At 63.2% G+C, this 21,290-nt stretch carries 25 protein-coding genes and 1 tRNA gene; 13 read left to right on the plus strand and 13 right to left on the minus strand.

The genetic code is table 11. The annotated features are described in order from the left end of the window. The first annotated feature begins 60 nt into the window (after positions 1 to 60). Positions 61 to 134, plus strand: a tRNA-Gly gene (locus tag C2I35_RS12295). 41 nt (positions 135 to 175) lie between these two features. Here C2I35_RS12295 and C2I35_RS21895 read toward each other — a convergent pair. Beyond that, entirely contained in the window at positions 176 to 415 is a 240-nt protein-coding gene (locus tag C2I35_RS21895) for a hypothetical protein (RefSeq protein WP_146050026.1), read from the minus strand. A gap of 182 nt (positions 416 to 597) precedes the next feature. Here C2I35_RS21895 and cmk point away from each other — a divergent pair, with 182 nt between their 5' ends. The 9 genes from cmk to trpB all read left to right on the plus strand — a co-directional run bounded on the left by cmk (position 598) and on the right by trpB (position 7,554). Continuing rightward, entirely contained in the window at positions 598 to 1,212 is a 615-nt protein-coding gene (gene cmk / locus C2I35_RS12300) for a (d)CMP kinase (RefSeq protein WP_103763454.1), read from the plus strand. Next, positions 1,209 to 1,541, plus strand: a complete 333-nt coding sequence (locus tag C2I35_RS12305) for a hypothetical protein (protein WP_146050027.1) — start codon at positions 1,209 to 1,211, stop codon at positions 1,539 to 1,541. The genes cmk and C2I35_RS12305 overlap by 4 nt, the downstream gene beginning before the upstream one ends. Positions 1,542 to 1,741: 200 nt before the next feature. Then, positions 1,742 to 3,427: a 30S ribosomal protein S1 gene (gene rpsA / locus C2I35_RS12310; protein WP_103763455.1), complete on the plus strand. Its 1,686-nt coding sequence runs from the start codon at positions 1,742 to 1,744 to the stop codon at positions 3,425 to 3,427. A 381-nt stretch (positions 3,428 to 3,808) separates the two neighbouring features. Next, the gene (ihfB, locus tag C2I35_RS12315) at positions 3,809 to 4,093 is read left to right on the plus strand and encodes an integration host factor subunit beta (protein ID WP_057792171.1); all 285 of its coding nucleotides are present in this window, start codon (positions 3,809 to 3,811) and stop codon (positions 4,091 to 4,093) included. Continuing rightward, positions 4,093 to 4,443, plus strand: coding sequence for a lipopolysaccharide assembly protein LapA domain-containing protein (locus tag C2I35_RS12320; RefSeq protein WP_103763331.1), 351 nt, complete (start codon positions 4,093 to 4,095; stop codon positions 4,441 to 4,443). The genes ihfB and C2I35_RS12320 overlap by 1 nt, the downstream gene beginning before the upstream one ends. Positions 4,444 to 4,454: 11 nt before the next feature. Beyond that, positions 4,455 to 5,099 carry a phosphoribosylanthranilate isomerase gene (locus C2I35_RS12325; protein WP_103763332.1) on the plus strand — a complete coding sequence of 215 codons (645 nt, stop codon included), beginning with the start codon at positions 4,455 to 4,457 and terminating at the stop codon, positions 5,097 to 5,099. Beyond that, positions 5,096 to 5,545 (plus strand): GNAT family N-acetyltransferase, encoded by a 450-nt coding sequence (locus C2I35_RS12330; RefSeq protein WP_103763333.1) that lies wholly within the window; start codon positions 5,096 to 5,098, stop codon positions 5,543 to 5,545. Before C2I35_RS12325 ends, C2I35_RS12330 begins: the two co-directional genes overlap by 4 nt. A gap of 43 nt (positions 5,546 to 5,588) precedes the next feature. Beyond that, on the plus strand, positions 5,589 to 6,212 hold the full coding sequence (locus C2I35_RS12335; protein WP_103763334.1) for a class I SAM-dependent DNA methyltransferase: 624 nt from the start codon (positions 5,589 to 5,591) through the stop codon (positions 6,210 to 6,212). Between the two features lie 112 nt (positions 6,213 to 6,324). Then, positions 6,325 to 7,554 (plus strand): tryptophan synthase subunit beta, encoded by a 1,230-nt coding sequence (gene trpB / locus C2I35_RS12340; RefSeq protein WP_103763456.1) that lies wholly within the window; start codon positions 6,325 to 6,327, stop codon positions 7,552 to 7,554. Between the two features lie 33 nt (positions 7,555 to 7,587). Here the strand turns inward: trpB and C2I35_RS12345 are convergent, their stop codons facing one another. From C2I35_RS12345 to pth, 5 genes are all read right to left on the minus strand, one after another. Further along, entirely contained in the window at positions 7,588 to 7,854 is a 267-nt protein-coding gene (locus C2I35_RS12345) for a hypothetical protein (protein WP_146050028.1), read from the minus strand. Positions 7,855 to 8,103: 249 nt separating this feature from the next. Continuing rightward, the gene (locus C2I35_RS12350) at positions 8,104 to 8,898 is read right to left on the minus strand and encodes an EF-hand domain-containing protein (RefSeq protein WP_170067197.1); all 795 of its coding nucleotides are present in this window, start codon (positions 8,896 to 8,898) and stop codon (positions 8,104 to 8,106) included. A 208-nt stretch (positions 8,899 to 9,106) separates the two neighbouring features. Next, positions 9,107 to 9,493, minus strand: a complete 387-nt coding sequence (locus C2I35_RS12355) for a DUF2237 family protein (RefSeq protein ID WP_103763457.1) — start codon at positions 9,491 to 9,493, stop codon at positions 9,107 to 9,109. Positions 9,494 to 9,570: 77 nt separating this feature from the next. Further along, a complete protein-coding gene (locus C2I35_RS12360; RefSeq protein ID WP_103763337.1) occupies positions 9,571 to 10,734 on the minus strand; it encodes a serine hydrolase domain-containing protein in 1,164 nt (387 codons plus the stop codon). Between the two features lie 64 nt (positions 10,735 to 10,798). Continuing rightward, complete coding sequence (pth, locus tag C2I35_RS12365; protein WP_103763338.1) at positions 10,799 to 11,497, minus strand: aminoacyl-tRNA hydrolase; 699 nt, start codon at positions 11,495 to 11,497, stop codon at positions 10,799 to 10,801. A gap of 86 nt (positions 11,498 to 11,583) precedes the next feature. Here pth and C2I35_RS12370 point away from each other — a divergent pair, with 86 nt between their 5' ends. After that, the gene (locus tag C2I35_RS12370; RefSeq protein WP_103763339.1) at positions 11,584 to 12,261 is read left to right on the plus strand and encodes an FkbM family methyltransferase; all 678 of its coding nucleotides are present in this window, start codon (positions 11,584 to 11,586) and stop codon (positions 12,259 to 12,261) included. 55 nt (positions 12,262 to 12,316) lie between these two features. Here the strand turns inward: C2I35_RS12370 and C2I35_RS12375 are convergent, their stop codons facing one another. The 4 genes from C2I35_RS12375 to trpA form a co-directional block, all read right to left on the minus strand. Further along, a complete protein-coding gene (locus C2I35_RS12375) occupies positions 12,317 to 13,003 on the minus strand; it encodes a 50S ribosomal protein L25/general stress protein Ctc (protein WP_103763340.1) in 687 nt (228 codons plus the stop codon). Between the two features lie 125 nt (positions 13,004 to 13,128). Continuing rightward, complete coding sequence (locus tag C2I35_RS12380) at positions 13,129 to 13,641, minus strand: DUF421 domain-containing protein (protein ID WP_103763341.1); 513 nt, start codon at positions 13,639 to 13,641, stop codon at positions 13,129 to 13,131. 59 nt (positions 13,642 to 13,700) lie between these two features. Continuing rightward, positions 13,701 to 14,864 (minus strand): alpha-hydroxy acid oxidase, encoded by a 1,164-nt coding sequence (locus tag C2I35_RS12385; protein ID WP_103763458.1) that lies wholly within the window; start codon positions 14,862 to 14,864, stop codon positions 13,701 to 13,703. 223 nt (positions 14,865 to 15,087) lie between these two features. Beyond that, entirely contained in the window at positions 15,088 to 15,879 is a 792-nt protein-coding gene (trpA, locus tag C2I35_RS12390; RefSeq protein ID WP_103763342.1) for a tryptophan synthase subunit alpha, read from the minus strand. A gap of 176 nt (positions 15,880 to 16,055) precedes the next feature. Between trpA and ychF the strand changes: the two genes are divergently transcribed. Beyond that, positions 16,056 to 17,153: a redox-regulated ATPase YchF gene (gene ychF, locus C2I35_RS12395; protein WP_103763343.1), complete on the plus strand. Its 1,098-nt coding sequence runs from the start codon at positions 16,056 to 16,058 to the stop codon at positions 17,151 to 17,153. A gap of 344 nt (positions 17,154 to 17,497) precedes the next feature. Here the strand turns inward: ychF and C2I35_RS12400 are convergent, their stop codons facing one another. From C2I35_RS12400 to C2I35_RS12410, 3 genes are read right to left on the minus strand one after another with little or no spacing between them, the layout of a single operon-like run. Next, positions 17,498 to 18,883 (minus strand): dihydroorotase, encoded by a 1,386-nt coding sequence (locus C2I35_RS12400; RefSeq protein ID WP_211286138.1) that lies wholly within the window; start codon positions 18,881 to 18,883, stop codon positions 17,498 to 17,500. Continuing rightward, positions 18,876 to 19,562, minus strand: coding sequence for an isochorismatase family protein (locus C2I35_RS12405; RefSeq protein ID WP_103763345.1), 687 nt, complete (start codon positions 19,560 to 19,562; stop codon positions 18,876 to 18,878). The genes C2I35_RS12400 and C2I35_RS12405 overlap by 8 nt, the downstream gene beginning before the upstream one ends. After that, positions 19,559 to 20,443, minus strand: a complete 885-nt coding sequence (locus tag C2I35_RS12410; RefSeq protein ID WP_103763346.1) for an isocitrate lyase/PEP mutase family protein — start codon at positions 20,441 to 20,443, stop codon at positions 19,559 to 19,561. The genes C2I35_RS12405 and C2I35_RS12410 overlap by 4 nt, the downstream gene beginning before the upstream one ends. 167 nt (positions 20,444 to 20,610) lie before the next feature. Between C2I35_RS12410 and C2I35_RS12415 the strand changes: the two genes are divergently transcribed. Next, positions 20,611 to 21,285, plus strand: coding sequence for a GntR family transcriptional regulator (locus C2I35_RS12415; protein ID WP_103763347.1), 675 nt, complete (start codon positions 20,611 to 20,613; stop codon positions 21,283 to 21,285). The last annotated feature ends 5 nt before the right edge of the window (positions 21,286 to 21,290 follow it).

Consider the following 21,290-nt stretch of genomic DNA (forward strand, 5'->3'; position numbering starts at 1 on the left):
GTGCTGCGCCGAATCCGTCTTGACCGGGGACAACCGGCATCATACCTAGCGGTCGCGCAGGCGGGTATGATGTAATGGTAGCCTGTCAGCTTCCCAAGCTGAACGCGCGGGTTCGATTCCCGCTACCCGCTCCAAGCCTCATCACCACACGATCAGCGAATGACCGGCGCGCGGACTAGCGCGTATGGGCGTCCGGCTGGGCATCACCGGCATCAGTGGTGGCATGTTCGTGGTCGATGGTCAGGAACATGCCCGCGGACATCAGGAACCCCGCCAGCAGGACCACCTCGGCGAAGGGCAGGCCGGACAAGAGCCCCTGGCCCCAGGCGCGGCGCACGAACGGGCGCGAGCGTCGCCTCGGTGCGGGAGGTCCAAGCTGGATTGCGGGTGTATCCGTTGATTGATCGTTACTCATGGTTTTGGCAGCATCACTTTTCATAGGCTCGATGTGGGCTTGAAAGACGCCAGGAATAGGGAGGATTTGCCTTTTTCTTGCCGTACTGGGGTGTTTTGACCCATAAAGCCGGGCGGAATACGGAAACAGAGTGTTCGCGGGCGTATCGTGCGCGCGGCGGGCTGAACAAGGCAGGGCAGAAGATGGGTTTCACGGTTGCGATCGACGGGCCGGCGGCGGCGGGCAAGGGCACGGTCGCGCGTGCGGTGGCCAAGCGGTTCGGGTTCGCGCACCTGGACACAGGGCTGCTGTACCGCGCGACGGGACGGCGGACGCTGGACGGGACCGAGCCGGTGGATGCCGCGCGCGCGTTGACGGCCGAGGACCTTGAAGCGGACGACCTGCGCTCTGCCGAGGTGGGACAGGCCGCCAGCCGGGTGGCCGCGGTGCCCGAAGTGCGCGCCGCGCTGGTGGAGTTTCAGCGCGCCTTCGCGGCCCGGGCGGGCGGCGCGGTCTTGGACGGGCGCGATATCGGGACGGTGATCTGCCCCGACGCCAACGTGAAGCTGTTCGTGACGGCAAGCGACGACGTGCGCGCACAACGGCGGCTGGAAGAACTGGTGAGCAAGGGGGCCGAGACGACCTATGACGAGGTTCTGGCCGACCTGCGCCAGCGCGACGAACGCGACTCGGCGCGGGCCACGGCGCCGCTGAAGCCCGCATCTGACGCGATATTGCTGGACACGACGGCATTGTCGATCGAAGGCGCGGTCGAAGCGGCCTGTGCCGAGGTCGCGCGGGTGCGTGCGGTGCTGTGACGGCGACCATCACCTTTCACCGCGGTGGCGGATGGATGGACAGGTTCCGGGCCTACCGGCTGATCGTGACCGGCGAGGAGATCGGGCACATCAAGGGCAACAGCCAGTTGAGTGTCGAGGTGGCGGCGACCCAGCATACGCTGAGAGCCACGATTGACTGGTGTGCCAGCAACATCCTTTACGTCGACCTGTCGGCGGGCGGCGAGGTGCATGTGGAGGTGTCTAACCCCAACGGGCCGTTCAAAGGCCAAAGCGTGATGCGCCGGACGCCGGGCGCGTACCTGCAGCTGCGGCTGCTGGAGAAGGCCGAAGGGCACGAAACCCCTTGATTGTCATGGCCGAGCGGGCTATAGCGCCCCTCGTCGACAAGGCGGAACCGCCGCAGAGCATTGAGAGCGAGCAGGGTCGGGAATACCGGCCCTCTTTGTTTTGCGTATATGAGGCGGCCCGTCTGACCAACGAAACCCTGAAGACCGGCGGAGACAACCGCGCGGCCGGACACAACGAAACGTTAGGATTGAAACGCCACATGGCTCAAAACGCATCGATGGAGGAATTCGAGGCCCTCCTTAATGAAAGCCTCGAAATGGACACGCCCCAAGAGGGATCGGTTGTCAAAGGCAAGGTCATCGCGGTTGAAGCGGGACAAGCCATCATCGACGTCGGCTACAAGATGGAAGGCCGCGTCGAACTCAAGGAATTCGCAAATCCCGGTGAAGCGCCCGAAATCGAAGTGGGCGACGAGGTCGAAGTGTTCCTGCGCTCGGCAGAGAACGCCCGTGGCGAAGCCGTCATTTCCCGTGAAATGGCCCGCCGCGAGGAAGCCTGGGACCGCCTGGAAAAAGCATACGCAGACGACGCGCGCGTCGAAGGCGCGATCTTTGGCCGGGTCAAGGGCGGTTTCACCGTCGATCTGGGCGGCGCCGTGGCGTTCCTGCCCGGTTCTCAGGTCGATGTGCGCCCCGTGCGCGATGCCGGCCCGCTGATGGGTCTCAAGCAGCCCTTCCAGATCCTGAAAATGGACCGCCGCCGCGGCAACATCGTTGTGTCGCGCCGTGCCATCCTGGAAGAGAGCCGCGCCGAGCAGCGTGCGGAAGTCATCGGCAACCTGACCGAAGGCCAGGCCGTGGACGGCGTGGTCAAGAACATCACCGAATACGGGGCCTTCGTGGACCTGGGCGGTGTCGACGGCCTGCTGCACGTGACCGACATGGCATGGCGCCGTGTGAACCACCCCTCCGAGATCCTGAACATCGGCGAGACCGTCAAGGTCCAGGTGATCAAGATCAACAAGGAAACCCACCGCATCAGCCTGGGCATGAAACAGCTGCAGGACGATCCGTGGGATCTGGTTGCTGCCAAGTACCCGCTGGAATCGGTGCATACCGGCCGTGTCACGAACATCACCGACTACGGTGCGTTTGTTGAGCTGGAACCCGGTGTCGAGGGCCTGGTGCACGTCTCGGAAATGTCCTGGACCAAGAAGAACGTGCATCCCGGCAAGATCGTGTCCACCTCCCAGGAGGTCGAGGTCATGGTGCTGGAGATCGACCAGGCCAAGCGCCGCGTGTCGCTGGGCCTCAAGCAGACCATGCGCAACCCGTGGGAAGTGTTCGCGGAAACCCATCCCGAGGGCACCGAGGTCGAGGGCGAGGTCAAGAACATCACCGAGTTCGGCCTGTTCATCGGCCTGGAAGGCGACATCGACGGCATGGTCCACCTCAGCGACCTCAGCTGGGACGAACGCGGCGAAGACGCGATCCAGAGCTACAAGAAGGGCGACGTCGTGCAGGCGGTCGTTTCCGAAGTGGACGTGGAGAAAGAGCGTATCTCGCTGTCGATCAAGAACCTGGGCGGCGACAAGTTCGCCGAGGCCGTGGGCGGCGTGAAGCGCGGCTCGATCATCACCGTCGAGGTCACCTCGATCGAGGATGGCGGCATCGAGGTGGAATACGAAGGCATGAAATCCTTCATCCGCCGCTCCGACCTGTCGCGTGACCGTTCCGAACAGCGCCCCGAGCGTTTCTCGGTCGGTGACAAGGTCGACGTGCGCGTGACCAACGTCGACAGCAAGACCCGCCGTCTGGGCCTGTCGATCAAGGCACGCGAGATCGCCGAAGAGAAAGAAGCCGTGCAACAGTATGGCAGCTCGGATTCGGGCGCCTCGCTGGGCGACATCCTTGGCGCCGCGCTGAAAGGCGACGACGACAAGTAAGCCGGCTACGGTTTGGAAATTGGAAGGGCCCCGCAAATGCGCGGGGCCTTTTTTCGTCTTGTTCCGGTCTGCCGGCGGGTCCTTGATCCGAGGCGGTTTTCGCGCACCGCGCACCGTATTCGAGCCGATGGCACGCCCGAGCGACAAGAGGCCTCCGGGCGCGCCCGAATCATGGCCATATGCGCCGGACCCTGCCGCCAGGGGGCCACGATGCCGGTCTTTCGGGTAGGCAAAGAACTGCACGCGGCAGCGTCGCGCGCTTTTTCCCGGCGAATTTCCGAGTTTATCCGGTAGGTTGCAGTTCCTAATTGCGCTTTTTCTATCTATAGTCGTTAAAGTCGATACGCTGCGCGAACCAAGAACAACGCCCGGGGGGAACCGATGATAAGGTCGGAATTAATCCAGAAGATCGCCGACGAGAATCCACATTTGTATCAGCGTGACGTCGAGCGCATCGTGAACACGATTTTCAATGAAATCACCAATGCCATGGCCGAAGGCAACCGTGTCGAACTGCGCGGCTTCGGTGCGTTCTCGGTCAAGAAGCGCGATGCCCGGACCGGGCGCAACCCGCGCACCGGCGAGTCGGTGCAGGTCGAGGAAAAACATGTGCCGTTCTTCAAGGCCGGCAAGCTGTTGCGTGAACGGCTGAACGGGAAATCCTGATGCGTTATATCCGTTACCTTTCGATCGCCATCTTCGGACTGGCGCTTATCCTGATCGCGCTGGCCAACCGGCAGTTTGTCGAGGTGCAGATCCTTCCCGAGGAACTGGGCGGCATGGCGGCGCTGAACCCGTCCTACGAGCTTCCTCTGTTCATCGTGATGTTCGGCGGCATTCTTGCGGGTCTGGTAATCGGGTTCATCTGGGAATGGATCCGCGAGGCCAAGGAGCGCGCGGCAGCCGCGCGGCAGGCGCGGGAGATGGCGCGTCTGCGGGCCGAGGTGCGGCGGCTGAAAGGCGAGAAGCACAAGGACCAGGACGAGGTGCTTGCGCTTCTGGACGAGGCCAGCTAACCCGCTGCGTCATGGCGCAGGACATTCGGATCAAGATGTGCGGGCTGACCCGGCCCGAGGATATCCCTGCCGCGGTGGCGGCGGGGGCAGCCTATGTAGGGTTCGTGTTTTTCCCGAAATCGCCGCGATACGTGACGCCCCAGCTCGCGCGCGAGATGGCGCTGGCGGTGCCGCCCGGCGTGGCCAAGGTGGCGCTGGTGGTGGATGCGGACGACACGTTGCTGGACGAGCTGACGGACGCCGTACCGCTGGACATGTTGCAATTGCATGGGCAGGAGAGCCCCGAACGCGTGGCCGAGATCAAGGCCCGCTATGGCCTGCCGGTGATGAAAGCCGTGGGCGTGCGCGAGGCGGGGGATCTGGAGGCGATCGACCGGTACGCGGCGGTGGCGGACCAGATCCTGCTAGATGCCAAGCCGCCGAAGGACGCCACCCGCCCGGGCGGCAATGCCGAGAGCTTTGACTGGAGCCTGATCGCGGGGCGGGAGTGGTCCGTGCCGTGGATGCTGGCCGGGGGGCTGACCGTGGACAACGTGGCCGAGGCGATTCGGGTGACGGGGGCGCGGCAGCTTGATCTTTCGTCGGCGCTGGAAAGCGCGCCGGGTGTCAAGGACCACGGCAAGATGCGCGCCTTCGCCGACGCGGCGCGGGCATGATCCGGTTCCGTGAGGCGGGACAGGCGGATGTCGCTGCCGTGGTGGCGCTTTTGACCGATGACATGCTGGGGCAGGGGCGCGAGGGTGCCGAGCCCGCGCTTTACGAGGCCGCCTTTGCGCGGATGCGAAACGAGGGCAACAACCATCTGATCGTGGGCGAGGACGAAGCGGGCCGGATCGTCGCCACCTACCAGATCACCTTTATCAGCGGGCTGTCGCTGCGCGCCGCGCGGCGGGCGCAGGTGGAAAGCGTGCGCGTGGCGGGCGTTAAGCGTGGGCAGGGCGTGGGTGAGGCGATGTTCGAGGACGTCAAGGCGCGGGCGAGGGCCGCGGGGTGCACGTTGGTGCAGCTGACGATGAACGCCACCCGGAACGATGCCAACCGATTTTACGAGCGCATTGGCTTCGTGGCGTCGCATACCGGGTTCAAGCTGACACTGGATTGACGCTTCGGTTCGCTTTGCCCAAGTTGAAGCAAAGGAGAGACGCATGGACAAGCAGGATCTGGACGATGTTTACGGAGCCAAGACGCCCGAGGAATCGCGGGCGATTTATGACAATTGGTCGACCGGCTATGATGCCGATTGCCTGAGCCAGGGCTTCCGCCTGCCCGGGTTGGGCGCGGCGCTGTTGGGCCGGTATCTGGGCGAGACGGACGCGCCGGTGCTGGACGCGTGTTGTGGCACCGGGCTGGTGGGCGAGACGCTGCGGCTGATGGGATATGGCCGGGTCGTCGGCTGCGACCTGTCTCCGGATATGCTGACGTTTGCCGACAGGACCGGGGCCTACGAGCAACTGGAGGTGGCCGATACCGGCGTCGGGTTGCCCTTTGACGATGATGCCTTTGCAGGGTTCGTCTGCGTCGGGGCGTTCGGGCCGGGCCATGCGCCGCCGGGGACGCTGGAACATCTGGCTCGGGTGACGCGGCCCGGGGGCATTGGCGTGTTCAACCTGCTGGATGCGACGTACGAGGAGCAGGGCTTTCCGCCGGTTCTGGACAAGCTTGCGGCCTCGGGCGCGTGGGAGGTGATTTACACCACGCCGTCGTTCCGGCCCTTCCTGCTGGCCGAGCCGGAATTTCTGAGCACGGGCTATGTCGTTCGGATGAGGTGAGCGCCCGAGAATATTCGTACGAATATTCTCGGGGCCGCGTGTCGCACAGGAATGCGCTGGAAAACGGTGGGCCCGTGCCATATTGAGGCGCAAGCAAACAGGGATGATGACCATGAACGATCTCTTCAACTCCTTCATGACCGGCCCGGACGAGAAGGGCCGTTTCGGAGATTTCGGCGGGCGCTTCGTGTCCGAGACGCTGATGCCGCTGATCCTGGAACTGGAAGAGCAGTACGAGAACGCCAAGACCGACCAGAGCTTCTGGGACGAGATGGATTTCCTGTGGAAGCATTACGTCGGCCGGCCGAGCCCGATGTACCATGCCGAAGGTCTGACCGAGCGGCTGGGCGGCGCAAAGATCTACATGAAGCGCGACGAGTTGAACCACACCGGCGCACACAAGATCAACAACGTGCTGGGGCAGATCCTGCTGGCGCGGCGCATGGGCAAGACCCGGATCATCGCAGAGACGGGCGCGGGCCAGCATGGGGTCGCCACCGCCACGGTCTGTGCCAAGTTCGGGCTGAAATGCGTTGTCTACATGGGCGCGCATGACGTGGAACGCCAGCGACCCAACGTGTTCCGCATGAAGCTGCTTGGTGCAGAGGTGATCCCGGTGACCAGCGGTCGCGGCACGCTGAAGGACGCGATGAACGACGCGCTGCGCGACTGGGTGACCAACGTGCGCGACACGTTCTATTGCATCGGCACGGTGGCAGGGCCGCATCCCTATCCGGCGATGGTGCGCGACTTCCAGTCGATCATCGGCAAGGAAGCCAAGGAACAATTGCAGGAGGCCGAGGGCCGTCTGCCCGACACGATCATCGCGGCCATCGGCGGCGGGTCGAACGCGATGGGGCTGTTTTACCCGTTCCTTGACGACAAAGAGGTCAACATCATCGGCGTCGAGGCCGGCGGCAAGGGCGTGAACGAGAAGATGGAACACTGCGCGTCACTGACCGGCGGGCGTCCCGGGGTGCTGCATGGCAACCGGACCTACCTGCTGCAGGACGATGACGGGCAGATCCTGGAGGGATACTCGATTTCGGCGGGCCTCGATTACCCGGGGATCGGGCCAGAGCATTCGTGGCTGCACGAGATCGGGCGCGCAAAATACGTGTCGATCACCGACAAGGAAGCGCTGGAGGCGTTCAAGCTGTGCTGCGAGGCCGAAGGGATCATCCCGGCGCTGGAGCCGTGCCACGCGCTGGCCCACGTGATGAAGATCGCGCCTGACCTGCCGAAGGATCACATCCTGTGCATGAACATGTGCGGACGGGGCGACAAGGACATCTTCACGGTCGCGCGGCACCTGGGCTTCGAGATGGGTGAAGGCGACTAGGGCGCCACACCCCCGGGCAAGGCGTGAGGACGGTCAGTCGTCGTCTTTTTCATCCTCGGTTTCCTGGTCTTTGTCGTCCGAGCTGTCTTCATCGTTGCCGCGATCGCCGTCTGCGGCTTCGTCGCCGTCTGGATCGGCCTCGCCGTCTTCGCGAATCGAGTCGTCGAAAAGAAAACCAGCCGCGTTGAGTTCCAGCTGTTCCGGCGTGGTCCCGGAACTGGAGTCAGCGACAGTATCGTCGGCCATGGCCGCACTGGAAAGCAGGATAGCGGTAGCGGAGAAAGCAATAATGCGTTGCATGCGGGATTCCTTCGCTTACTGGTACGAACGCGCCGACTGGCGCAGTACAAGCCGTAGAGGTAGCGCCGTGAGGATGCAGAGCAAGTCAGCACCAACGGGGCACGCGATTCTGGCGATAGGTTGCCATGGGCGAAACCACATCACACAGGTCCTCTCGACGACGCTTGGCGCCGCGAGATAGAAAACGCGCCGGAGGGTGAGGTCCGGCGCGCCGTTCCATCGTCATTCGGATCGCAGATCTTCGTCAGCCTAAACGAGCGAGTAGTAGTAGATCACGACGGGAACGGTGGTCTCGTCGCTGGCGTTTTGCGTTTCACTCGCGCTGGTGTCACTGCTGTCCGAGGCATCGGCGCTGTCGCCGCTGTCCATGTTTTTGCTTTCGGACGTGCCTGCGGTCATGTCGAGCGCCTTGGTCCCGGCACCGCGGTATTCCTGTGGCGACAGCGAGTCGGAGCCGTCGGCATCCATCGCGTCAAAGCGCTTTTGCAGGGCCTTCTCGCTCCAGTCCTTGTCGATTTCGCCTTCATATTCGGCCTGCGTGATGATGCCGTCGCCGTCGCTGTCATACATCTTGAAGCGGCCGACGGCGGTCTTGGCGAACTCCTCGGCATTGTCGGTGTCGGTGGACACGGCCGATTTCATGTCGCTGTCATCGGTGCGCCAAGCCTTGTTGGTCAGGTCCTGGTATTCCTCGACGCTGAGTTCGGTCTTGTCGCCGGCGTCGAGATCAGCCCAGTCGGGTTTGTCGTTGCCCGCCTGCGTCATGGCTTCGCGGTTGTTCTGCTCGGCCTTGCCGATGCAGTTGACCATTTCCTCGCGGTCGACCGACCCATCCTTGTTGAGATCGAGCGCAGCGAATTCGGCGTCGCGCGCGTCCTTGATTTCCTGTTCGCTCATGAAGCCGTCCTTGTTCTGGTCGGCCGGCATGAAGGCGGTTTCGCAGAAGGCGGACATGTCGGTCTCGCCGTCGCTCTGTTGCGCCAGCGCGGGGGCGGCTGTGGCCAGCGCGGCGGAAGTCAGGATGGTTGTTGTCAGGGTTTTCATCGTCATGTCTCCTTTCGTTTTTTCAAACGGTCGAGAGGACGGGTGTGGCGTCACTCCTCCGGTATTGACGTCCCGGAGAAAGAACGTGTCGTTGCGATGTGAGTTCCTGAATTTCTGCCGAACGCCGTGCAGGCTTTCGCAGCATTCGATCACCGTGTGGATCGCAGGCGGACCCCTGAAAGCGCATCTGAAGTAGCGCGAGAGGGCCTTACGAAGTCTCGCCGGAGGCGTGCTGCTTCAGCACGTCGATGGGCACGATGTCGAGCGCGCGGGCGTGGGTCGCCTCGAGCCGCACCTTGGGCGCGCAGCCTTCGTCATGGGCTTGCAGGAAGCGGCCGGCGCAGAGGCACCAGTGGTCGCCGGGCTTGAGACCGTCAAAGCCGAATTCGGGGCGCGGCGTGGAGAGATCGTTGCCGACGTATTTCGAATAGGCGAGGAACTCGGCGGTCATCAGGGCGCAGACCGTGTGGCTGCCCTGATCTTCGGAACATGTGTTGCAATGCCCGTCGCGGAAAAAGCCGGTCATCGGCGCGGTGGAGCAGCTTTCGAGCTTGCCGCCCAGCACGTTGACGGAGGTGTCCATTTCGATTGCCATGCGATGCTCCCTGATCCGGTTGGCCACATCCTGCACGCCCGGCGGAAGCGGGGCAAGGGAGGCGGTGTGTCGCGGCGTCAGAGCGCGCCCGCGATGCGGCGGAACATGTCGATGTTGGCATCGTTCACGCCCGGCTCGCGAAAGGCGCGGTCGGCGGCGGTTGTGACGATGACCACGTCGCGCGCCTGGTCGATATAGATATACTGCCCGTAGATGCCGCGCGCCATGAACTGGCCCGGCTCCGAGCCCTCGGGGATCCACCATTGGTAGCCGTAGCCGATTTGTCCCGGCTCGGTCGGGGCGCTTGGTTCCGTGGACGCGGCGATCCAGTCGGCGGGCACCACCTGCTGGCCGCCCAACTGTCCGTTCTGTTCGATCATCAGGCCGAAGCGGGCATAGTCGCGCGTGGTCAGGTTGAGGCCGCCGAGCACGAAGGCGACGCCTTTGCCGTCGGTGATATAGTAGGGCGCGGATTCGAGCCCGAGCGGCGCGATGATCTTTTCCGACAGAAGCGAGGGGATGTCGCGGCCCGTGGCGCCGCGGATGATCATGCCAAGGACATGCGTGTCGATGGAGACGTATTGCCAGCGCTGCCCCGGGGGCGTGTCGCGGGCCTCCAGCCCGGCGGCGAAACCGTCCATCGTGCCGCCCAGAGCAAGCACGCGGCCCATGCGGTTTATGTCGGAATCGTAATCAAGGTAATCCTCGTCGAAGCGCACGCCGCTGGTCATTTGCAGGACATTGCGGATCGTGGCCCCGTCATAGGCGCTGTCTTTCAGCGCGGGCGCGTATTGCGTGACCGGGTCCTCGAGGGAGGCGATCTGGCCCTCGTCCACCACGACGCCCATCAGCGCGGACAGGAAGGACTTGGCCACTGACCAGCTTATGCGGCGATCATCCGGTGCGGTGCCGAGGTGATAGCTTTCGTGGACGACTTCGCCCTGGTGCAGGACCAGCAGCGAGGTGACGGCGCGATCTTCGATCCAATCCTGTGTGCCTTGGGTCAGGGTGATGGGATTCCCCGGGGGCAAGGGCATGACAGGCGCGTCGCCGCGCGGCACGGGCGTGTGCAGGAAGGCGCTGTCCATGTTCGAGAAGTTCTGGACGATATGCTCGGACTCGAAAAGCGTGTTGACCGCCATGAGCCGCGCGATTTCCTCGCGTTTCCAAAGGCCGATACCGATGGCGACGATCGCCAGGACGCCGATTATCCGGAGCGTCCATTTCAGGATGCCGCGCATGTTGAAATCCTCCCTTTGGCGCAGGAAAGCACCCGGTGCGCCGGGCGGCAAGGAGAACGCGGCGTTACCGGAACTTGTCCATCAGCTTTTGCAGCGGGCTGCGGTCTTCGGTGTCGGAGGGATCGGGGGGCGCGTCCGGCATTGCAGCCGGTTTCGCTTCGGCTTGGGGTTTCGGCGTGGATTTCGAGGAGCGGGCGGGCGCGGTGCGCAGGGAAACGGCGTTGAGAAACTTGTCGTTATGGCCTGCGGCCAGTTCGGGTGCGCCGTCGGAGAGGCCGCGCAGAAGGTCGTCGAGCCAGTCGGCATCGGCCTTGGCGAAATCCTGAAGCACGTAATGCGACACCAGATCCTTGCGGCCCGGGTGGCCGATGCCGAGGCGGACGCGGCCGTAATCCTCGCCGATATGGGCGTGGATAGAGCGCAGGCCGTTGTGGCCCGCGTGGCCGCCGCCCTGTTTGACGCGGCATTTGCCGGGGGCAAGGTCCAACTCGTCGTGGAAGACGATGACGTCCGAAGGCTCCAGCTTGTAAAAACGCATGGCCTCGCCGACCGACTGGCCGGACTTGTTCATGAAGGTTTCGGGCTTTAGCAACAGGACTTTTTCAGAGCCGAGCTTGCCTTCGGTCAGCTGGCCCTGAAATTTCGACCGCCAGGGCGCGAAGCCGTGATCGGAGGCGATGCGATCGAGCGCCATGAAGCCGATATTGTGGCGGTTCTTCTCATATTTGCCGCCCGGATTTCCCAGGCCCACGAAAAGCAGCATTGCCGATCACCCGTTCTTTGGTGAGGATGGTCTACGCGGCGGGGCGCGTTGAATCAACACGAGAGCGGCAAGGACGGGCAGGGGACATGGGCGAATACGCGGTGAACGGTGTCACGCTGGTGGTGCCCGACGAGATGCTGAACGAGCGGGTCGCGGGCAAGCTGGCAAGCGGCACCTACGAGGCGCACGAGGCCCATGCGGCGCAGATGCGCCTGCGCGAGGGGATGCGCGTGCTGGAGCTGGGCGCGGGTGTGGGGTACATCGCCTCGATCTGTGCGGGCGTGGCCGGCGCTGCGAACGTGGTCACGGTTGAGGCCAACCCGGCAATGCTGCCGGTGATCCGCGACAACCTTGATCGGAACGGGCATCAGGCGACGCGACTTGTCCACGGGGCGGTGACCGGGGATGGCGATGCGGACGAGATCGCGTTCGATCCCAAGAAAGTGTTCTGGGCGGGGCGGATCGCCGACGAGGAGACCGACCCCGACAAGCTGGTGTCGGTGCCGATGCTGCCGGTGGCGGGGCTGCTGAAGGAGTATCGCCCGCATCTGGTGATCATGGACGTGGAAGGCGCCGAGCGGCATCTGTTCGGTGCGCCCTGGCCCGCGCATGTGCGGGCGGTGATGATGGAGTTGCACCCCAACCAGTATCCTGACGCGGTGATCAAGCAGATCGTGGATTGCATGTCGGATTCGAACCTGACCTACGATCCGGGGCCGTCGCGGGGACGGATCCTGTGCTTCCGACGCTTGCGGCACGCATAAAAAAACGCGAGGGCCGGAGCCCTCGCGCTGGTTTTTTCGTAAGTGGGGGAAGAGCTTAGTCTTCGCCGCCTTCCGCCTCTTCGACGCTGTCCGGGCCGGCCTCTTGCTCGGTTGCCGGGACCTCATCGGCTGCGACGTCTTCGTCTTCCTCTTCATCGCTGTCGGATTTCAGGGCCGACGGGGCCGCGATGTTGCAGATCACGAAGTCACGGTCGATGGTGGGTTTCGCGCCTTCGGGCAGTTCGACCTGGCTGATGGTGATCGTGTCGCCGATGTTTTCCATCAGGCTGAGGTCGACGGTGATGCTTTCGGGGATGTCGCCGGCGGTGACGACAAGCTCGATCTCGTTGCGGATCACGGTCAGAACACCGGTTTTCAGTGCCTCGCACTCTTCCTCGTTGATGAACTCGACGGGGATGAAGAGGTTGATCTTGGTGGTGCGGCGCAGGCGCATCAGGTCGAAGTGGGTCGGAAGGTCCTTGACCACGTCGCGCTGAACGTCGCGGCAGATCACGCGGACGTCGTCGTGCCCGTCAACCTTGAGGTTGAAGAGGGTGGACTTGAACCGGCCCTGTTTCAGCCGTTTCAACAGGACGTTGAACGGAATGTTGACGGGCAGCGGATCGACGTCGCCCCCGAATACGATCCCCGGAACCATGCCGTCGCGGCGTGCAGCACGAGCGGCGCCCTTGCCCGTCCCCGTGCGTTCCTGGGCGTGAAGATCAGGAATTTCTCCAGCCATGTGTGTTCTCCATATGCAAAGGCGGGGCTCCTCCAAGGCTGTAGCCCCGCGTGAAGCCGTCGCTTTAGAGGAATAAGGGCGGCTTGAAAAGCCCAAATATGCAAGGTTTTGCGGGATTCAGCGGGTCAGGTGCGCGCGGTCTGGGCGGGCGGCGTCACACGGCCCCAGGAGACGCCTTCGAGCAGGGACGGGTCGAGCCGGTCGCCGTGCAGGACGCTGACGTCGCCGGTGGCTTCCATCACAACGGCGCGAACCTGATCGGGCTCAAGCGCGTTGGCCTCGCGCAGCTTGGCGCGGATGTCGGCACGGGTGACGCGGGCAAGGCTGAGGTTCTCGTCGAGTATGCGGCCCTCGTGCATCAGGATGATGGGCCGGGTGTCCACAAGATGTTCAACCGCGCGGAACCGCACGCGCAGGGCCGAGATGGCGAAGCGCAGGGCAAAGAGCGCGGCGAGCGCGAGGATGCCCGGCAGGAATCGGTTGGATGTGGTCATCAGCGTGGCGACGACCGAGCCGCTGGCGAGCGTCAGGGCGAAGTCGAAGCTGGACATCTTGGAGAAGGAGCGCAGACCATTGACCCGTGCCAGCAGGATGATGACGGCGACCGCCACGACGGTCTGAAGGACGGTATCGGGCATGTCCGGACTCCTACGTTTGCATGACAGGCGAACGCAGGGGGGGGGACGATGTTCCGGGGTTACTGCCAGTCGCCCGAGAAGTTCCGGGGCACCATCAGGATATCACGGTCGACCTGGTTGATGTCGGTGTGCCCACAAAAGGCCATCGAGACATCCAGTTCCTTGTGGATGCACTGGAGCGCCTTGGTGACGCCTTCCTGCCCCATGGCGCCAAGGCCGTAGACATAGGCGCGGCCGATATAGGTGCCTTTCGCCCCGAGGGCGAGCGCCTTGAGCACGTCCTGCCCCGAGCGGATGCCGCTGTCGAGGTGGACTTCGATCTTGTCGCCCACGGCGTCCATGATCTGGGGCAGGGCGCGGATGGCGGAAAGCGCACCGTCCAGTTGCCGCCCGCCGTGATTGGACACGACGATGGCATCGGCGCCGACATTCAGCGCCTCCTTGGCATCACGCGGGTCGATGATGCCCTTGATGATCAGCGGGCCGTCCCACATCTTGCGGAACTCGCGGATGCGGTCCCAGTTGAGTGCCTCGTCGAACGCCTCGGCCGTCCAGGAACTGAGCGAGGACGGATCGGTCACGCCCTTGGCGTGTCCGACGATATTGCCGAAGAACCGCCGCTTGGTGCCGAGCATACCAAGGCCCCATTGCACCTTGGTCATCATGTCGGCAATGGACTTAACAGTTAGTTTAGGCGGCGCGCTGAGGCCGTTCTTGAGGTCCTTGTGGCGCTGGCCCAGCACTTGCAGATCGACGGTGATGACCGCCGCCGAGCAGTTGGCGGCCTTGGCGCGGTCGAAAAGCCGCTGCATGAAATCATGGTCTTTCAGGGTGTAAACCTGCATCCAGAAAGGCTTTTCCGTGTGGGCCGCCACGTCCTCGATCGAGCAGATCGACATGGTGGACAGCGTGTAGGGCACGCCGAATTTCTCGGCGGCGCGGGCGGCTTTTATCTCGCCATCGGCGTGCTGCATGCCCGTCAGGCCCACGGGGGCAAGCGCCACGGGCATCGAGACGTCCTGGCCGATCATCTGGGTCGCCGTCGAGCGGTTGGACATGTCCACGGCGATGCGCTGGCGCAGGTAGATGTCACTGAAATCGCTGGTGTTCTCGCGGAAGGTCTGCTCCGTCCAGCTGCCCGATTCCGCGTAGTCGTAGAACATCTTGGGCACGCGGCGGCGGTAGATCTTTTTCAGGTCGTCGATATTGGTGATGACGGGCATGGCGGACGTCTCGGACATTGGTCAGGTCTGCTGACCACTAGCCCGGATCGGGTGCGCTTGTCCATGCGGCGGACGGTCCTGCGGGGGAGGGGTTAACGCGGCAAGGGAGGGTGGCAGACGGGGGGTGACATGCGTGCACCCCGCATGCACCGGGCGTGCACCGCCGCGGCGCGGCAATCGTGTTGCGCGAAAGGATTAACGCGCCGCGCGGGCGGCGTGGATCTCAGGCGGAATGCGCGCCGTCGGCGAGGCCCTTGACGAAGTCGAGCACCTGCGCCGGGCTTTCGCCGTCGGCCAGCTTGCCCACGATGGCCGAGCCCACGACGCAGCCATCGGCGACCGAGGCGATCTCGCGGCTGCTTTCCGGCGTGCGGATGCCGAAGCCGACCACGATGGGCAGGTCGGTATGCGACTTGATGCGTTTCACCTCGGGGCCGACATCGGCGGCCTCGGCCGCCGCCGCCCCGGTGATGCCGGTGATCGAGACATAGTAGACGAAGCCCGAGGTGTTGGTCAGCACCTTGGGCAGGCGCTTGTCATCGGTGGTGGGGGTGGCGAGACGGATGAAGTTCAGCCCGGCCTTCTGCGCGGGGACGCAAAGCTCGTCATCTTCCTCGGGCGGCAGGTCGACCACGATGAGACCGTCGATGCCGGCCTCTTTGGCGTCCTTCAGAAACGTCTCGACCCCGCGATTGTAGATCGGGTTGTAGTAGCCCATCAGCACGATGGGCGTGGTGTCGTCGCCTTTGCGGAACTCGGCGGCCATGTCGAGCGTGCGCTGCAGGGTCATCCCGCCTTCGAGCGCGCGCTGGCCCGCAAGCTGGATCGTCGGGCCATCGGCCATGGGATCGGTGAACGGCAGGCCCAGTTCGATGATGTCGACACCGGCGCCGGGCAAGCCCTTGACCATCTCGAGCGAGGTGTCGAAATCGGGGTCGCCGGCCATGACGTAGGCCACGAAAGCCTTCTTGCCTGCCTTGCGAAGCTCTTCGAATTTGGCGTCGATGCGTGTCATGTCGCGTTCCCGTCGTGATGTTCCGGCATGGTTTGGCGAATGCGGCGCGGAAATGCAATGGCATGTGCATACGGCGGGCGCCGGAAATGAGTATTTGAAGCAAGAAAAAGCAGGGACGTTGCGCTGGGCGCGGCTTGGGCATAGAAGGCGCCGGAACGAGAGCAAAGAGGTGCATCATGGGCTTCAAGATGGGAATCGTGGGGCTGCCCAACGTGGGCAAGTCGACGCTGTTCAACGCGCTGACCCGGACGGCGGCGGCGCAGGCGGCGAATTTTCCGTTCTGCACGATCGAACCCAATGTGGGCGAGGTGGCGGTGCCCGATGCGCGGCTGGACAAGCTGGCGGCGATCGCGCAGTCGAAATCCATCATCCCTACGCGCATGACCTTTGTCGATATCGCGGGCCTCGTGAAAGGCGCCAGCAAGGGCGAGGGGCTGGGCAACCAGTTCCTGGCCAATATCCGTGAGGTCGATGCGATCGCCCATGTGCTGCGCTGTTTCGAGGATGGCGACGTGACCCACGTGGAGGGCCGCGTGAACCCGGTGGAAGATGCCGAGGTGATCGAGACGGAGCTGATGCTGGCCGACCTGGAAAGCATCGAGAAGCGCCGCGCGGGGCTGGTGCGCAAGCTGAAGGGCAATGACAAGGAGGCGGTGCAGGCCGACCGTCTTCTGGCCGCGGCGCAGGCGATGCTGGACGAGGGCAAGCCCGCGCGGCTGGTCGAGGTGGATGCCGAGGACGCCAAGGCCTGGAAGAACCTGCAGCTGCTGACCTCGAAGCCGATTCTGTATGTCTGCAACGTGGACGAGGCCAACGCGGCGGATGGCAACGATCATTCGGCGGCGGTGGCGCAGATGGCCGAGGCGCAGGGAGCGGCGCACGTGATCATCTCGGCCCAGATCGAGGAAGAGATCAGCCAGCTGGATGCCGAGGAAGCCGAGATGTTCCTCGAGGAGATGGGGCTGGAGGAGGCCGGGTTGGACCGGCTGATCCGGGCAGGCTATGACCTTCTGCACCTCGAGACCTATTTCACCGTGGGCCCCAAGGAAGCGCGCGCCTGGACGATCCGCACCGGCACGGCGGCACCGCAGGCCGCGGGCGTCATCCACGGGGATTTCGAGAAGGGTTTCATCCGGGCCGAGACGATTGCCTACGATGATTTCGTCGGGCTGGGCGGCGAGCAGGCGGCGAAGGAAGCGGGCAAGATGCGGGCCGAGGGCAAGAGCTATGTCGTCAAGGATGGCGACGTGCTGCACTTTCTGTTCAACACCTGAGGCGCCGAGCGCGGCGGGGCGCTGTCGGCCGTTTGCGATTTCGATTTTCCGCTTAAGGGCGGTCATGCTACCGTCGGCTTGACCGCTTTGGCTGCAGGTTTCCGGCCGAGAATGCCGGGTGGTTGGTTTCAGCCCTCAGGCCTGGCTTTCGATCCGTTGGTTTTTGTGCCCTGTGGAAAATGATCAGGTCAAAGGCAGCATGGCCGATCGCAAAATGGGATTCTTGGTAGCGCACTTGATCCAAGGACCGGCAAACCACTGAATTGCAATATGCTTAGGCCCGGTCCCTGGCCACGGGTGCCCGCGAATGGCCGAAGAACCGGACCTGTCTTGCCTGGGTGTGGTCAGTGCGGAAGGCGCTTGAGGAATTGGCCTTGACCCTCGGTGTTCGCGACGAGTTCGCTATCGCGGACGATCGCGTTTCCGCGCAGGAAGGTGTCGTTCACAGCGCCTTTCAGGGTCCAACCGTCATAGATCGTGTAACCCGCCGAAGAGGCTGTCGTTGCGTTGGACGGACTCCATTCCCTGTCGAGGTCTATCAAGGCAATATCCGCATCAAGCCCGATCGAGATCGCGCCCTTTCGGTGCGCAAGGCCCATCGCCCTGGCGGAGTTGGCAGAAGTCAGCTCTGCAATCCGTTCCAGACCGAGGCCGCGTTTGTGGTGGCCCTCGCTCAGTAGAATTGGCAGCATCGTTTCCATACCGGGGCAACCCGGTGATGCCTTCCAGATGCCGCCATCCTTGGACGAGAGCGGGCGGTGGACATGGTCAGTGCCGATCGTGTCGATCTCGCCTCGCGCGAGGGCTTGCCACAGCCGTTCCCGATCGGCGGCCTTGCGGACCGGCGGGTTGATTTTTGCAATCTCACCGCCCTCCCATTCGACGTCGTGAGTCAAGTAATGCGGACAGGTTTCCATCGTCAGTGCCGCACCGGCCCCGCGTTGCAGGAGACCGGCCTCAAGTGCCTTTGCCGAAGAGATATGGACAGCATAGACACGCGAACCTGTCTGTTGGCCAAGATATGCGACACGGCTCACCGCTTCGGCCTCGATGAAGTCGGGACGGCTGTCGTCCCAACTGGCCAGTCCACCAGTGCCCTCGGGGTCAGCCTTCATCGCACGGTCCCTTAGGACCCAGGCAATTTCGATATTCTCGGGATGCGGGTTCACGACCGCCCCCTTGCTCGCCGCAAGTTCACACAGTCGGAACAGGAAGCCATCGTCAATGTCCGGAAGACCCAGTCGGGATCCTTCGCCACCTCGGTTGTTGAGAAAAATCTTGAAACTGGAAACACCGAAATCGGTCACATACGAAGGGACCTCGGTCAATTGATCCTCAGTCGAAATGATGAAATGATACCCGAAATCGATACGTGCGCCTTTTTGCGTGACGTCGATGATGTCCTGCGCGACCCCGCTGTATGGCTTGGTCGACAGCAGGTATGGAATAAATGTCGTGATGCCGCCAAGAGCGGCGGCGGCGGTTTCGGCCGCCGCGTCCGCAGGTTCTTCGGGAGCGGCGATGCTATTGCCGTGGCCGAGGTGCAGATGCGGGTCAATGGCCCCGGGAAAGGCGTGGAGCCCCTTGCCTTCGATCGTTTCAGCCGCCGCGTCCGTGGCGTCGGGCGCCAGTAAGGCGGAAATTTTCCCGCCGCTGGCCGCGATGGAGCATTGCGTGGGCCCTCGTCCCGGCAAAATTGCGGTCACGTTGCGAATCAGCAGATCATACATTTTCGATATCCTTCAGAGTTCCCAGCACCTCGTCAGTGGTGCCGACGTTGGCGTATTTCTCGGACATATCGAACAGGTTGACGGCGTGAGAGACCTGCGAGCGGTCGTAAACAGCGTCATGAGGCACCAGTACGGAGAAGTTGTTGGCAAAGGCATCGACAACGGAGCCTCGGACACACCCCGAAGTGGTGCAGCCCGTGACGACCAAAGTGTCGATGCCGCGCTCGATCAGGTAGCTGGTCAGCGGTGTTCCGAAAAAGGCGGAAGGGTGCTTCTTGGGAAGCAAGACATCGTTTGGCTGCGGAGCAATCTCTTCCGGGAATTCATAACCTTTGGCCGCGACCTTCATCAGGGCGGGATTCTTTTCGGCCAAGCGACCCTGGTCGAACTTTTCCTTGGGTGCGACATGCGGATACAGCACAGGCCATTCATTGTCGCGGAAGACTTTCAGAAGCCGCTGGATGTTTGCCATCGCGTCCCAGCCGACCTGTCCGCACGACGTCGCGAATTCCTCGACCGCTTCCCAAAAGGGCTTCGGCTCCGTGCCGATGGTTCGGTACTGAACGTCGATGATGAGCAGGCCCGGCCGTTTTCCCGGGCGCGCCTTGCGTCCAAAGCCCGCGGCCTCATAGCGGCGGATTTCCTCTTCTGGAATAAGTCCTTCCCATGGCACACTCATTTTTGAGCCCCTTCCGATTTAGTTGCATAGAGCGCTTCACGCGCGTCCCATTCCGGCTTTTTCACCGCATCCTGCCGCTGCTTGAAGCCTGCGAGAAGCTTTGAGACTTCTTGCAGTGATCCGTGATCCTTTAGCGAGCCGAGGACTGTCTGCGTCGCCAAGAGTGACGCCTGCAGCGCGGCATTGGCGTAGAGCGTGAAGGCGAACCCCATTTCCGCCAGAGCGGCCTGTCCCGGATCGGGTGTATGCCCGCCGAATACGATATTTGCCACCTGAGGCGCTTTGAGCTCGCGTGCAATGCGGCCGAGTTCATCCACATTGCGTGGTGCTTCGACGAACGTCATGTCGGCACCCACCTCCTGGTACATCTGTGCCCGTTCAATGGCTGCGTCGAGTCCCTCGACGGCGCGGGCATCCGTACGCGCGATGATTTGGAGGTTCTCGTCCTGCCGCGCGTCGAGCGCGGCCTTGATCTTCTCGATCATCTCGGCGGCTGGAATGGTGGCCTTACCTTCGAAATGGCCGCATTTCTTGGGAAAGACCTGATCCTCGATCTGCAGCGCCGAGGCTCCGGCACGTTCCAGTTGGCGTACCGTGCGGTACATGTTCATGGCATTGCCGAACCCAGTGTCGGCATCCACGATCAGCGGCCGGTCCACGGTATCGGCGATGGCGGAAACGGTCTGCACCAGTTCGGTCACTGTTCCGAGGCCGATGTCGGGTAGACCGAGCTGCATATTGGCGACACCGGCGCCGCTTACGTAGATGACCGGGAACCCGGCGTCCTCGATTGCGCGGGCGAACAGCGCGTTGGGTGCCCCGGGTACAACGATGGCGCGCCGTTCCGAGGCGAGCTGTTTGAGGGCCTTGCGTGTAGTCATTGGATTGTCCCTTGCTGTCGGGCACAGAACGACTGGCCCGCAAAATTTTCCCAAACTGTCTACAGAATTACATTACTGTCAACAGTTTTGAGAAAATTCTATGGAACGCCGCGTCGTCGTCGCTTAATGTGAGGGCTGTTGGAGCAGCAAAGTCAGGGAGTTGATTTATGTCGGAAGGTAAGCGGGACACAGATAGCGCGACGGGGCAGTCACCGGATGGATTGCTGCCGCGCCTGCTCGAGACGATTTCGTCAGGGCATTTCGCGCCCGGCCAGAGGATTAGCGAGTCGGAGCTCGCGCGTCAGCTCGGTGTCAGCCGCGGACCGATTCGCGAGGCGCTTGGGAGGCTGGAGGGCCGCGTGGTCGAGCGTCGTCCAAACCTCGGCGTGAGGCTGATCGAGATGGATCGCGAGAAGCTGGAAGAGTTGTTCCGCGTGCGCGAGGCCTTGGAGGGTATGGCGGCAAGGCTGGCTGCAGAAAACTCCACAAACACAGATCTTCAGCGACTTACGGGGTTGCTCGAGCAGCATGAGCGGGTGATCCAGGGGGATGCGCAGGGAGGCTATCTTCAGGGAATTGGGGATGAAGATTTTCACGTATCCATCGTGAGTGCGTCGGGCTGCGGAACGCTCAAGCGTATCCTCATGGACGAGGTCTATTTTCAGCTTCGCCTTCATCGCAGGCGATCAGGCACCCAACCGGGGCGTGCGCGCGCAGCCTTGAGTGAGCACCGCGCTATCGTGGATGCCTTGTATGCACGCAACCCGGAGCGCGCCGAGATCGCCATGCGGGAGCACTTGCGCAGCGCCCGATTCAGTGCGCTCGGGGCGCTGGAAGAGTGACGACA

It is taken from the genome of Roseovarius confluentis (assembly GCF_002917925.1).
In the GTDB taxonomy this organism is placed as follows: Bacteria; Pseudomonadota; Alphaproteobacteria; order Rhodobacterales; family Rhodobacteraceae; genus Roseovarius; species Roseovarius confluentis.

What these genes read in the sequence shown, in the direction of transcription:
- C2I35_RS12375 (WP_103763340.1), bottom strand. Translation starts at nt 13,003, where the DNA reads ATGGCTGGAGAAATTCCTGATCTTCACGCCCAGGAACGCACGGGGACG.
- trpA (WP_103763342.1), bottom strand. Translation starts at nt 15,879, where the DNA reads ATGACACGCATCGACGCCAAATTCGAAGAGCTTCGCAAGGCAGGCAAG.
- C2I35_RS12355 (WP_103763457.1), bottom strand. Translation starts at nt 9,493, where the DNA reads ATGGCAATCGAAATGGACACCTCCGTCAACGTGCTGGGCGGCAAGCTC.
- ychF (WP_103763343.1), top strand. Translation starts at nt 16,056, where the DNA reads ATGGGCTTCAAGATGGGAATCGTGGGGCTGCCCAACGTGGGCAAGTCG.
- C2I35_RS12350 (WP_170067197.1), bottom strand. Translation starts at nt 8,898, where the DNA reads ATGAAAACCCTGACAACAACCATCCTGACTTCCGCCGCGCTGGCCACA.
- C2I35_RS12405 (WP_103763345.1), bottom strand. Translation starts at nt 19,562, where the DNA reads ATGAGTGTGCCATGGGAAGGACTTATTCCAGAAGAGGAAATCCGCCGC.
- ihfB (WP_057792171.1), top strand. Translation starts at nt 3,809, where the DNA reads ATGATAAGGTCGGAATTAATCCAGAAGATCGCCGACGAGAATCCACAT.
- C2I35_RS12345 (WP_146050028.1), bottom strand. Translation starts at nt 7,854, where the DNA reads ATGCAACGCATTATTGCTTTCTCCGCTACCGCTATCCTGCTTTCCAGT.
- C2I35_RS12320 (WP_103763331.1), top strand. Translation starts at nt 4,093, where the DNA reads ATGCGTTATATCCGTTACCTTTCGATCGCCATCTTCGGACTGGCGCTT.
- rpsA (WP_103763455.1), top strand. Translation starts at nt 1,742, where the DNA reads ATGGCTCAAAACGCATCGATGGAGGAATTCGAGGCCCTCCTTAATGAA.
- C2I35_RS12330 (WP_103763333.1), top strand. Translation starts at nt 5,096, where the DNA reads ATGATCCGGTTCCGTGAGGCGGGACAGGCGGATGTCGCTGCCGTGGTG.
- C2I35_RS12325 (WP_103763332.1), top strand. Translation starts at nt 4,455, where the DNA reads ATGGCGCAGGACATTCGGATCAAGATGTGCGGGCTGACCCGGCCCGAG.
- pth (WP_103763338.1), bottom strand. Translation starts at nt 11,497, where the DNA reads ATGCTGCTTTTCGTGGGCCTGGGAAATCCGGGCGGCAAATATGAGAAG.
- C2I35_RS12415 (WP_103763347.1), top strand. Translation starts at nt 20,611, where the DNA reads ATGTCGGAAGGTAAGCGGGACACAGATAGCGCGACGGGGCAGTCACCG.
- C2I35_RS21895 (WP_146050026.1), bottom strand. Translation starts at nt 415, where the DNA reads ATGAGTAACGATCAATCAACGGATACACCCGCAATCCAGCTTGGACCT.
- C2I35_RS12360 (WP_103763337.1), bottom strand. Translation starts at nt 10,734, where the DNA reads ATGCGCGGCATCCTGAAATGGACGCTCCGGATAATCGGCGTCCTGGCG.
- C2I35_RS12400 (WP_211286138.1), bottom strand. Translation starts at nt 18,883, where the DNA reads ATGTATGATCTGCTGATTCGCAACGTGACCGCAATTTTGCCGGGACGA.
- trpB (WP_103763456.1), top strand. Translation starts at nt 6,325, where the DNA reads ATGAACGATCTCTTCAACTCCTTCATGACCGGCCCGGACGAGAAGGGC.
- C2I35_RS12335 (WP_103763334.1), top strand. Translation starts at nt 5,589, where the DNA reads ATGGACAAGCAGGATCTGGACGATGTTTACGGAGCCAAGACGCCCGAG.
- cmk (WP_103763454.1), top strand. Translation starts at nt 598, where the DNA reads ATGGGTTTCACGGTTGCGATCGACGGGCCGGCGGCGGCGGGCAAGGGC.
- C2I35_RS12410 (WP_103763346.1), bottom strand. Translation starts at nt 20,443, where the DNA reads ATGACTACACGCAAGGCCCTCAAACAGCTCGCCTCGGAACGGCGCGCC.
- C2I35_RS12370 (WP_103763339.1), top strand. Translation starts at nt 11,584, where the DNA reads ATGGGCGAATACGCGGTGAACGGTGTCACGCTGGTGGTGCCCGACGAG.
- C2I35_RS12380 (WP_103763341.1), bottom strand. Translation starts at nt 13,641, where the DNA reads ATGCCCGATACCGTCCTTCAGACCGTCGTGGCGGTCGCCGTCATCATC.
- C2I35_RS12385 (WP_103763458.1), bottom strand. Translation starts at nt 14,864, where the DNA reads ATGCCCGTCATCACCAATATCGACGACCTGAAAAAGATCTACCGCCGC.